The 11,722-nt window shown below is 62.6% G+C and carries 8 protein-coding genes; 6 read left to right on the top strand and 2 right to left on the bottom strand.

Translation table 11 applies throughout. The features are described 5' to 3' along the window. Positions 1-183 precede the first annotated feature (183 nt). Complete coding sequence (locus tag FQ705_RS33010; protein ID WP_144149113.1) at positions 184-663, top strand: hypothetical protein; 480 nt, start codon at positions 184-186, stop codon at positions 661-663. Between the two features lie 34 nt (positions 664-697). Here the strand turns inward: FQ705_RS33010 and FQ705_RS33005 are convergent, their stop codons facing one another. Continuing rightward, complete coding sequence (locus tag FQ705_RS33005) at positions 698-943, bottom strand: hypothetical protein (protein ID WP_144149111.1); 246 nt, start codon at positions 941-943, stop codon at positions 698-700. A 354-nt stretch (positions 944-1,297) separates the two neighbouring features. On the opposite strand from FQ705_RS33005, the gene FQ705_RS33000 reads away from it, so the two are divergent. The 3 genes from FQ705_RS33000 (at position 1,298) to FQ705_RS32990 (ending at position 4,034) form a co-directional block, all read left to right on the top strand. After that, on the top strand, positions 1,298-2,860 hold the full coding sequence (locus FQ705_RS33000) for a winged helix-turn-helix domain-containing protein (RefSeq protein ID WP_144149109.1): 1,563 nt from the start codon (positions 1,298-1,300) through the stop codon (positions 2,858-2,860). A gap of 96 nt (positions 2,861-2,956) precedes the next feature. Continuing rightward, complete coding sequence (locus tag FQ705_RS32995; RefSeq protein WP_260854702.1) at positions 2,957-3,583, top strand: response regulator transcription factor; 627 nt, start codon at positions 2,957-2,959, stop codon at positions 3,581-3,583. Positions 3,584-3,659: 76 nt separating this feature from the next. Next, complete coding sequence (locus FQ705_RS32990) at positions 3,660-4,034, top strand: response regulator transcription factor (RefSeq protein ID WP_144149107.1); 375 nt, start codon at positions 3,660-3,662, stop codon at positions 4,032-4,034. A 30-nt stretch (positions 4,035-4,064) separates the two neighbouring features. Here the strand turns inward: FQ705_RS32990 and FQ705_RS32985 are convergent, their stop codons facing one another. Next, positions 4,065-5,543: an ATP-binding protein gene (locus FQ705_RS32985; RefSeq protein WP_144149105.1), complete on the bottom strand. Its 1,479-nt coding sequence runs from the start codon at positions 5,541-5,543 to the stop codon at positions 4,065-4,067. Between the two features lie 463 nt (positions 5,544-6,006). Between FQ705_RS32985 and FQ705_RS32980 the strand changes: the two genes are divergently transcribed. Together FQ705_RS32980 and FQ705_RS32975 are read left to right on the top strand one after the other, a co-directional pair. Further along, the gene (locus FQ705_RS32980) at positions 6,007-6,687 is read left to right on the top strand and encodes a response regulator transcription factor (RefSeq protein WP_144149103.1); all 681 of its coding nucleotides are present in this window, start codon (positions 6,007-6,009) and stop codon (positions 6,685-6,687) included. A gap of 26 nt (positions 6,688-6,713) precedes the next feature. Next, positions 6,714-11,720, top strand: coding sequence for an AAA family ATPase (locus tag FQ705_RS32975; protein ID WP_144149101.1), 5,007 nt, complete (start codon positions 6,714-6,716; stop codon positions 11,718-11,720). The last annotated feature ends 2 nt before the right edge of the window (positions 11,721-11,722 follow it).

Raw genomic sequence — 11,722 nt, 5'->3', positions numbered from 1 at the left:
CGCGTCGCGGGTTGCGCAGACGCTCGATCGCACCGTGCGTTTTCTAAACCCCGGCGGCGATCTGAAAAGACCGGCGCGGCCGCGCGCCGAATAATGCGTTCAACCCGGCCGCGCGTCTGGAACTCTGGAACGGCCTGGCCGCGGCCACCGCAACCACCTTGCGGCGACATCTGGAGGAGCATCATGCGATATCTCGACGACTCACTGCGTAACGTGGGCAACAGCGATCTGGGCTTTTTGTCCGACGCTCAAGTGGTCCGCACGCTCGAACGCGCGGAATGGGACGCGCCGGAGTTTGCCGCGCCCAGTGAGACGGCACTCGGGCCATGGACGCGCCGGGTGATCGTCGCGACCGCCATCTGGTCGGCGTGCGAGTTGCCCTTCGAGATCTGGATCAGCCGGACGCCTCGGGAAATGGCGGCCTGCATCCTCGGCAAACTGCTGTGGATCGCGCTCGTGTGTTTCGCCCTGGCGGGCAGTCGCGTTGCGCGGGTGGCCTACGGCTTTCTTTGCACGATCGGCCTGATGGCGGTGGCGTTTGCGCTGCCGGCGGAATTTCGCGTGTTTCCGCTGGGATTTCTGCTGTCTTCGGTGGAGTGCGTGTTGAAGGCGACCGCGTTCGTTTGCCTGGTGTCCGCCGGCGTGTATCCGGAAGAAGAGTAGCTGCCGCGACGCAGCTGCCGCGCGCCGCGCGGCGTCAGACCGTGCGCGTCGGATCGAGTGCGACGAGCGCACGCGTCATGGCGTAGGCGGCGAGCACTGCCGACTCGAAGGCGCTTTCGGCCGCGAGCAGTCGGCCGTCCACGGCGACGATCCAGCTGGCGCCGTCATGCTCGCAAACGAGTCGGCGATTCCCCATCAGATCGGCATACCAGCGCCAGATCCTCGGGTCGGCAAGAACAGCATTGTGACGCGCTTCAGGCGAGTGCGTTTGATCGACCATGGGACACCTGCAAAACGGATTGTCGAAGACAGTATCGCGGTCTTGGGAGAAAGGAGCTTTCGCCGTTGCACGTTCGATTGCCGATTTGCACGCGGGCGGTCGACCATCCGCCGGCATGACGGTTTCATACCAAAGTGTGATGCGCCTGCCCCGCCACGCCGGACGGGGGCTCATGCGGTCGCGCCCGCCGCTTGCCGAAGCGATGATCGACGTATCCCTATGGATAATAGTTTCAGATGACGTTCCCCTCTACCATGCCTGTTAGACGCTAGCCTCGTACTGGCTGCGTTAGTGAACAGGGCGCGAAGTCGATGAACTCGCCCGTCCCGCTAATCAACCAGGCGTGAGTCCAGCATGATAAAGATCGGTCGAATCACAGTGTCGCTGGAGATGCGCGAGGTGTACGAGGGCGGACAGTTGCTCCAGCTTGGGTCGCGCGCGTTCGGCATTCTCGAACTGCTGATCGGAGCCGGGGGCAAGACGGTGACGAAGGACGAGATCTTCCGCCATGTCTGGCCTGATTCGGTGGTTGGAGAAAACAATATCCACGTGCAGCTGTCCGCGTTGCGCAAGATTTTCGGTGACGGCGCGCAGGCCATTCGCACGATTTCCGGACGTGGCTACCGGCTGACCTTGGCGCCCGAGTCGGTCGATCCGGCCGCGATGCTTGCAGCCGATACGCCTGCAGCCGGTACATCGGCCGCTGGTACGCCGGTCGTCGCGCGGGCGCCCGCGCCTGTTCCGTATGCTGGCGGCGGCCCGAATGGCTTGCCGGTGTGCCACGCGCCGCTGATCGGGCGTGACGACACGATTGCCGAAGTTGCGCGGGCGTTGGACGACACCTCCATCGTCACGCTTCTCGGCCCGGGCGGCATCGGCAAAACGCAACTCGGCATTGCGATCGCGCGTTCGATTGCGAATGCGTCCGGTATGCAAGTGTGCTTTATCACCCTGGCATCGGTCGCGCGCGAGCAAAGCATTGTCGGCGCCGTGGCCGACGCGTTGGGTGTCACGCGTGGCGAAGGCACGAGCGACGTCGAACTCAGGTCCATCGCTGCGGCGATCCACGGGCGCAAGCTGCTCGTTCTGCTGGACAATTGCGAGCACGTGATCGAGTCCGCGGCGACCGTCTGCGATGCGCTGCTGCAGGCGAGCGCGGAGCTGCGGATCCTGGTCACCAGCCGCGAACCGCTGCGAACCCGCGGCGAAAAATCGTACTGGGTCAACGCGCTCGACGTCCCCGCAGCGGGTGCCGGCTCGCAGGAGATTCTCGCCTGCGGCTCGGTCGAGTTGTTCCTTGACCAGCTCAACGCGCTGAATGCCACGGCCACCATCGATCGTGCCGGCCTCGACATGATCGCGACGATCTGCCGCCGCCTCGACGGCGTGCCGCTTGCCATCGAACTGGCGGCCGCGCGCGCCGCGGTCTTCGGCATCCGCAAGCTGGTCTCGGAACTCGACGACCGGTTCCAGTTTTTGACCGGCGGGCGCCGTACCGCGCCGCGCCGTCAGCAGACCCTGGAGGCGTCGCTCGACTGGGGCTATGCGCTTCTCAACGAGTCGGAAAAAACGGTGCTGCACAGGCTAGGTGTTTTCCCCACGCGCTTCTCGCTCGAGGCGGTGTGCGCGGTCGCCACCTCGGATCAGTTGTCGCGCAACGAGGTCACCGAGGCGATCGTCGGGCTGGCGTCCAAGTCCTTCATCATGACGACCTGCGATAGCAGGACGAAGGAGTATTTTCTGCTGGAGACATGCCGGGAATACGCCTTGCGCAGGCTTTACGAGTCGGACGACGCCGACGAGGTCCTGGCGAGAAAGGCTGTCCTGGATGCGTCGGGGCAAGCCGGGCCTGGACGCACTTTCAGGCTCGCCGGACTCGCCGCCCAGACGGCAGTCGAAGCGTTCGCTTCCCAATAAGAAAAGGCGTGGATTACGGGCTGGAACGAGAATCCAGAGGTGGGCATCAGGTACCATGACGGCACCCAAGACTCCCCATTTTTTCTGGAAACTGCAATGCCCGGTCCTTCGGAAATCGAACCGATGGTGTATGTGATTGACGATGAAGAAAGCGTGCGTCATGCGCTTGTGCGTCTGCTGCGTTCAGCCGGTTTCGAGGCGCAGGGGTTCGCGTCGCCGGCGGAAGTGTTGTCCCAGGAATTGCCCAATGTGCCGATGTGTATCGTGCTCGACATGAACCTGCAATCCACGAATGGTTTTGCCGTACAGGATCAGTTGGCGCAGAAAGGGGTGCAGGTGCCGATCATTTTCCTGACCGGTCATGGCTCCATCCCGATGTCGGTGCGGGCAATCAAGGCAGGTGCGCAGGAATTCCTGACCAAGCCGTCCGACGACGAAGAACTGCTCGCCGCCGTCAGCCGAGCGCTCGCGCAGGACAAAGCCAACCTCGCCGAGCGCGAGTTCAACGCGGCGGTGGTGCGGCGCGCTGCCTTGCTCACGCCGCGCGAAATGGAAGTGGGCGAGCTGGCGGTGGAAGGCAAGATGATCAAGCAGATCGCCCATGAACTGGGCACGCAGGAAGTGACCGTGAAAGTTCACAAGCGTCGCGTAATGAGCAAGATGCAGGCCAAAACGCTGATCGAACTGGCGAAGATGTGGGAGTTGATTCGTCGAACGCGATGAGTCTGCGGACGCAGTAAATATCGCGCCGGATTTTTTTCTCTGTTAAGTGGCCGGCGCAATTGGAGTAATGGCAGCTATGAGTTTTGTGTGCATCGTCGACGATGACGCCTCGGTAAGAAGTGGCGTCGGCAACCTTCTCAAGGCCGTGGGTTACACAACCATGACCTTTTCTTCGGGCGAAGAGTTTCTTGCTTCGCCCGAGATCGACGATGCGCTGTGCGTGTTGCTCGACATCCGGATGCGCGGCATGCAAGGCCTCGATGTGCAACGGCAATTGAATGCGGAGCATCGGGCGATCCCCGTTGTGTTCATGTCGGCGCACGGCGACGGTGAGACGGTCGAGCGGGCCATGCAACACGGCGCGGTGAGTTTTCTTCGAAAGCCGTTCGCTGAAGAAGTGCTGCTCGATTCAATCGAACTTGCCATCGGGCGCAAGAATGGCGAGCGTTGAGCCGGTGGGCCACGTTGCCCATTTTGTCGATCAACCGTCCGGTATCGCCAGGCTCATCTGCTGATCGTCGGGCACGGTGGTATCGGTCTGCGCCCCCGCCATGCTGCGGCCCCCGGCGCCGGCGCCGGGTCCGTGCCTGTTGACCGTCATGTCGCTGCCGCTGGCTTCGTCGAGCATCTGCAATGCGTAGGCCCGTACGTTTTCGAGCAGGGCGTAGCTCATAGCGGAACCGCACGCTCCCACCGTGAGTAGCGACTTCGAGGCGAGGCCCGCGATCGCTTCGATCACGTCATCTTCGGTGAGGCCGTCGCGGGCGGCAATCCGACATGCCTCGCCGAGCCGAAAACGCTCGTGGAATACGCTGATGCGCCGCAGCACTATGCGCTCCCGGCTGCAGAGAAGCTGATAACTCCAGTCGAGCGTAGCCTTCAGGCTTCGCTGGCGCGCCGGCGCGGTACGCAAGCCGCCGGTCAACACGAAAAAACGATTGTCGAGTTGCGTGACGAGTTCGCCGATACCCAGGGTGGTCACGCGGGCCGCCGCCAGTTCCAGTGCCAGCGGCAGGCCGTCCAGTCGTCGGCAGATCACGCCGATCAGATCCAGGCTTTCCCCATCTGCCAGGAAGTCGGGCTCACGCGCCCGTGCGCGTGAAATGAACATTTGCACGGCGCTGCAGCGCAAGACTTCCTCGTGATCTGCCGCTTGCCGAGGGACTTCCAGTAGCAGGACGCGGTAAATGCGCTCGAAACTGGCGCGCAGCGGCTCGCGGCTCGTCGCGACGATCTTGATGTCGGGGTTGGACTGAATCAGCCGTTCGCACAGCGAGGCGGCTTCGTGAATCACGTGCTCGCAGTTGTCGAGTACGACCAGCTGCCTGCGCGCCCGCAGCGACGCGCCACCCTCGGGCGGGTGGGCGAGCCCGTCGTAGATCGTGCTCAGTATCGAGTCCGGATGTTCGATCGCAGAGAGGTCGACATAGCGCACCTCGGCGAACCTGGAAGCGATCGAACGCGCTGCCTCCAGGGCGAGTTGCGTCTTGCCGATGCCGCCGGTGCCGACCAGCGTCACCAGGGGCGACACGTCGATCGCGCCTCTGACGTCCTCCAGCGCCTGCTGCCGGCCGATCAACGGGGCGCAACACAGGGGAAAGGGATTCGGCGCGAGACCGGATTCCGGCGGGTTCGCTTCACTCCACAGCGGGGACGTTGCCTGCTCGGACTGGCGGCCGCGGATCAGGCAGTATCCGCGACCCGGGATGGTCTTGATGAGATCCTTGTCCGGTCCGAGCAATTTTCGGAGCGCGGAAATGTGAACTTGCAGATTGCTCTCTTCGACGATCGTGTCGGGCCAGACCGCGCTGAACAGATCTTCTTTGGTGACGAGCTGGCCGCTCGCCTCGATCAGCACTTCGAGGATATCGAAGGCCCGCGTGCCGAGACGCATCGGCTGGCCGTTCAGAAACAGCTTGCGTAGTTCCAGCGACACGTCGACTCTGCCGATCTTGATCATGGCGGTTCCGCTTGGGATTGAGTGTGTCCATGCTGGGCGTCTGCCGTGTCACGGTGACATTTCCCGTTTGATTGGCAGTGATTCTAGAATTGGCGGAATATCCCCACGATTAGGGAATCATTAAGGAAAGTTAACGCAATGTTTTCAACCTGCTCAGCGCCGCGGCCGCGAATGCAAGGCCGCCATATCGACCCGGAAATATAGCCAGGGGTATTCGGGGCAAAAATTAAAAAAATTTAATGAGCGCGCAAATTCGTATGTCGCCGATTTTCCCGGATAATCGGTGGATTAGCCGGGAGCGCGCCGTCCGGCCGACAGCATGCGGATGGCTCTGTCATCCCACGGTCGGTCCGGGCTGGCATTGAAGTCTTGAGCGTTGCTGAGCTGCGGAGAAAAGCATGAACGACGATCGCGGCGGTATTCGGATCTCGCCGATACCTGAGCCCGAGTGCGCGGAATTCCAATGAAAATCTTGCTCGTCGAAGATAACGAACAGGTTGCCGGGTTTCTGAAAAAAGGCCTGGCAGAAGAGGGGCATGTCATCGATTCCGCGGACAACGGTCGCGACGGCATGTTTCTCGCCGCCAGCGAGACCTATGACGCCATCATCATGGATCGCATGCTGCCCGGCGGGATCGACGGGCTCGGCATCATCGCGGCATTGCGGGCAACGGGCAACAAAGTCCCGATCCTCATCGTGAGCGCGCTAGACGAGGTCGACGAGCGCATTCGCGGGCTGAAGGCCGGCGGCGACGACTACGTGGTCAAGCCATTCGCGTTCGGCGAGGTGCTGGCCCGGCTCGACGCCTTGACTCGCCGCTCGCATGAAAACTACGCCGAGACCACGCTGAAAGTGGACGATCTCTGCATCGACCTGCTTTCCCGCAAGGTCATGCGCGCGGGCAAGCCGATCGCGTTGAAGCCGCGCGAATTCAAGCTGCTTGAATACCTGATGCGCCACAAGGATCAGGTCGTTACACGCACCATGCTGCTGGAAAACATCTGGGACTATCACTTCGATCCGCAAACCAATGTGATCGACGTCCACGTCAGCAAGCTACGCCACAAGATCGACGCGGGCTTCGAGCGTTCCTTGTTGAAGACGGTACGCAATGCTGGCTACATGTTGTCGGTGAACGACTAGCGCAAACGCGGCGGCGGGGCTGCAGCATGATCGAATTATCAGACTTCGAATTTGAAACGCTCTGCGACGACGGCGAGTTCGTATTGTCCAGAATCGAACGGCGCGATCACGCCCAGACGTGGCTCGCCGTTACCTCATCGGCCCTGCAGCCGGCCGCCGATAGTCAGGCACGGCTCGAACGCGCCTATGAATTGCGAGGTTTGCTGGAGGGGCCGCTGATCGCTCGGCCGCACGCCTTGATCGAGCACCGCGGCAGCACGGCATTGATACTCGAAGATCCCCGCGGCATTTCGCTTTCGTCGATTCCGATGGGGTCCTTGCCATTCGATCGGGCATTGAGCGTCGCGAGAAATCTCGCCGGCGCGATCGCCGACCTGCACGGGCGCGGTCTGATCCACAAGGACATCCGGCCCGTCAATATTCTGGTGGATCCCGATACCGATGGCGTCGCCTTGACCGGTTTCGGATTCGCTTCGCGTGAGACGAGCGAACGGGCGCCCGGTTCGCTGCCCGACAGGACGGCGGGCGCGCTGCCTTATCTGGCGCCGGAGCAGACCGGGCGCATCAATCGCCCGGTCGACTCGCGCACCGATCTTTATTCGCTCGGCCTCACGCTGTACGAGATGTTTGCCGGTGGCTCGCCCTATCGCGCGAATTCGCCGGTCGAATGGATTCACAGCCATATCGCCAGAACGCCGATTCCGTTGAACGAGGTGGTGAGCACGGTGCCGCCCCAGGTCGGCGCGATCGTCATGCGGCTGCTCGCGAAGACCGCCGAGGATCGCTACCAGACCGCGCGCGGTCTGGAGGACGATCTGCTGCGCTGTGTCGAGGCATGGCAGCAAACCGGGCGCATCGAACCGTTCGCACTCGGCACGCGCGACGCGGCCGAGCGGTTGCTGGTTCCGGAGCGGCTCTATGGCCGGGAGGCGGAAACGGCAACGCTGCATGCGGCTTTCGAGCGCTTGACGAGGCAAGGGCGAGCCGAGCTCGTCCTCGTGTCGGGCTACTCCGGCATCGGCAAATCGTCGCTGGTCAATGAGTTGCAGAAAAAGCTCGCGACCTCGGGCGCGCGCTTCGCCGCCGGCAAGTTCGATCAGTACAAACGCGATATTCCGTATGCCACTCTGGGTCAGGCGTTTCACAGTCTGATTCGCCAGATTCTGGAGCAGGGCGACGCGGAGGTCGCGCGCTGGCGCAAGCGGCTCGGCGAGGCGGTTGGCGCGAACGGTCAGTTGATCGTCAACCTGATCCCCGCGCTGGAAAACATCATCGGGGTGCAGCCGAGCGTACCCGAGCTGTCCGCGCAGGACGCTCAGGTCCGTTTTCAGAGGGTCTTCGCGCGTTTCATCGGCGCGTTTGCGCATGCCGATCATCCACTGGTGCTGTTCCTCGACGACCTGCAATGGCTGGATGCCGGCACGCTCAGTCTGCTCGACAATCTGCTTGCCGAGCCGCGCCTGAAAAATCTGCTGCTCATCGGCGCGTATCGCGACAACGAGGTGGGCCAGGCGCATCCGCTCGCGCGCGCGGTCGCGTCGATTCGCGCAGCGGGGACGCCCGTCGAGGACATCGTGCTGACGCCGCTGCATCTCGCGGACGTAGCGCGTCTGATCGCTGAGGCACTCCGCGCCGACCAGGCGGACGTTCAGCCACTCGCTGCCTTGATCTTCGAGAAGGCCGGCGGCAATCCTTTTTTCACGGTGCAATTTCTGAAGATGCTCGCCGACGAGCATCACCTGGCCTTCGATCCTTTGCGTCGCGCCTGGGATTGGGACGTTGAATCGCTGCGCCAGACGCGCTTCTCCGACAGCGTCGTCGATTTGATGGTCGGCAAGATCGAACGGGTGTCGCCGGCAGCACAGGGCGCGCTGAAACAGTTCGCCTGTTTTGGCAACGTCGCGGCGACGGCCATGCTCGCGCGCGTCGCGGGTGTCTCCGAGCAGGAGATCCATGCCGCGCTGGCCGCGGCGGTGGAGGCGGGGCTCGTGTTTCGGCGCGAGCACGGCTACGCGTTTTTGCACGACCGGGTGCAGGAAGCGGCCTATGCGCTCATTCCCGTCGACGAACGCGCGCACGCACATTTGCGCATCGGCCGGATGTTTGCGGGGAATGTGAGCGCCGCCGTTCTCGAGCAGGATATCTTCGAGGTCGTCAACCAGTACAACCGCGCGTTGAGTCTCATCGACGATCCCGCCGAGCGCGAACGGGTCGTCGAGTTCAATCTGATTGCGGGGCGGCGCGCGAAGACGTCGTCCGCCTATGTTTCTGCTTCGACCTATCTGTCGATCGGCAGCGCGATGCTGGAGGGCCGCGATGCCTGGGACCGGCACTACCCCCTGAAGTTTGCGCTCGAAAGCAGTCTCGCGGAATGCGAGTTCCTCACGGGCGAAACCGATTCGGCCAAGGAGCGTCTGGCCGCCTTATCCCGGCGTGCGGCCACGCTGCCGGACCGCGCAGCGGTCACATGGCTGCGCGTCACGCTGTTTACCGCGCTGGACCAGAGCGACCGCGCGGTGGAGATCTGCCTCGAGTATCTGCGTGGCGTCGGGATCGATTGGGAGCCGCATCCCACTCGCGACCAGGCGCGCGTCGAGTACGACCGGCTCCTTCAGCAGATCGGCACGGCGCCGATCGAATCCCTGATCGATCTGCCGCTGCTCACCGACACCGACCGGCGTGCGACCCTCGATGTGCTCACCGCCGTCCTTCCGCCGGCGTTTTTCAGCGATGAAAATCTGGTTTGCCTCGTCCTGTGCCGGATGGCGAATCTGAGTCTCGAACACGGCAACAGCGACGCCTCGTCGATTGGGTATTCGTACCTCGGCATGGTGGCGGGTCCCGTGTTCGGAGACTACGAAGCGGGTTATAGCTTCGGGAAGCTGGGCCTGCGCCTCGTCGACGAACGCGGTTTGCAGCGCTTCAAGCCGCGCGTGTACATGTGCTTTGCGTACCACGTCACGCCTTGGACCAAGCCGATTCGCACCGGCCTCCCGCTGTTGCGCCGCGCGTTCGAGGCGGCGACCGAAAGCGGCGACCTGACCTATACGGGTTTCAGCAGTTGCTGTCTCGTCACCGGTTTGCTGGCGGCGAGCGAACCGCTGGCCGATGTCGAGCGCGAGGCGCATCAGCGCCTCGGCGTCGTCCAGGCGGCCAAATTCGGTCTGATCGTGGATATCATCAGTTCGCAGTTGCAGTTGATTCGAAGTCTGCGCGGCCTGAATCCTTCGCCGGCGTCCTTCAACGACGAAACTTTCGACGAGACCACGTTCGAGGCCCATCTCGAAGCCGACCCGTGCCTCGCCATTGCTGCCTGCTGGTACTGGATTCGCAAGCTGCAAGCCCGTTATTTTGCGGGGAATATAGCGGACGCGATGGCCGCGGCGGCGAAAGCCGCGCCTTTGCTGTGGACCTCGTCGGGCCACTTCGAAATCGCCGAATATCATTTTTATGCGGCGCTCGCGCGGGCACGTCAATACGACGACGCTGAAGAAAACGAGCGGCCCCGGCATTTAGAAGCCCTGGTCGAGCATCACGCGAAAGTGGCGCTCTGGGCCGAGCATTGCCCGAGCAACTTTGGATGTCGCGCGGCGCTGATCGCCGGCGAGATTGCGCGCATCGAGGGCAATCATTTCGACGCCATGGGCGAGTACGAGAACGCGATCCGTCTGGCTCGTGAACACGAGTTTTCGCTAGTCGAAGCTCTGGCGAACGAAATCGGCGCGACGTTTTACCTGGCGCGCGGCTTCACGACTATCTCGCACGCTTATTTCGGCAATGCGCGGCTTGCGTATTTACGTTGGGGTGCGATAGCCAAGGTTCAGCAACTGGATCGCCGCTATCCGAACCTGGTCTCCGAACCGGCAAATTACGGCGCCACCCGCGGCATCGCGGCGGAGCAGTTCGACGTCGAGACCGTGGTGCGAGCCTCGCAAGCGATTTCTGGCGAAATCGCCTTCGAGAAATTGATTCGGACGCTGATGACCATCGTGCTCGAACATGCCGGCGCGGGCCGCGCTTTGCTCGTATTGCCGCGTGGCGAAGCGTTGTGGATCGAAGCCGAAGCACTGGCGAGCCGTGGTGTCGATGTCCGCGTGCAAAGCGAAACGGTGACGTCCCAGCACCTGCCCACGTCGATTCTTCACTACAGCATGCGCACCAGGCAGCGTGTGTTGCTCGACGACGCTTCCTTGCCTCATCCGTTCTCCACCGACGAATATTTCAGATCGAGCCGCGTGCGCGCGGTGTTGTGTTTGCCTTTGGCCAAGCAGGGCAAGCTGATCGGTGTGCTGTACCTGGAGAACGACCTCGCACCGGGCGCATTCACGCCGCCGCGTATCGCGGTGCTCGAATTGCTCGCGTCGCAGGCAGCGATCTCACTCGAAAACGCTTCGCTCGAAGAAAAGGAAGCGCTGCTCGAAGAGAAAGAGGCGCTCCTGCATGAAGTGCATCATCGGGTAAAAAACAATCTGCAACTCATCAGCAGCCTGCTCAACCTGCAGGCTGCCCGGGTCACCGACAAGGCGGTCGCCGAGTTGTTCGCCGACAGCCGCAACCGCGTGCGCTCGATGGCTCTCGTGCACGAGAACCTCTACCGCGCCGGCAACTTCGCGCGCATCGCGATGGCCACGCATGTGCGCAACCTGTGCGGCCACCTTGCACGCGCTTACGACACCGGTCATATGGCCGTCGAATTGCAGATCGAGGTGGACGAGTTGCAGCTCGACATGAACCGTGCGGTATCGTGTGGCCTCATCATCAACGAGCTGGTGTCCAATGCGTTGAAGCACGCTTTCCCGGCAGGCCGGAGCGGTTGCGTGCGCATTGAACTCGGTCTGGTCGATGAAGATCGCTGCAAGCTCACCGTGGCCGACGACGGCATCGGCATCGCGCCGGCCTTCTCGCTGAAGGAATCCGATTCACTCGGCTTGCAACTGGTCCACGACCTGACGCACCAACTGCACGGAACGCTGGAATTGAGCAACATGGGCGGCACGATCTGCAGCATCACATTCAACGCGAACGGACGCTGAGC

It is taken from the genome of Paraburkholderia sp. BCC1884, assembly GCF_900996225.1.
Classification (GTDB): domain Bacteria; phylum Pseudomonadota; class Gammaproteobacteria; order Burkholderiales; family Burkholderiaceae; genus Paraburkholderia.
Note: the sequence above shows the minus strand (reverse complement) of the source record. Positions and strands in the feature narration are given on the sequence as shown.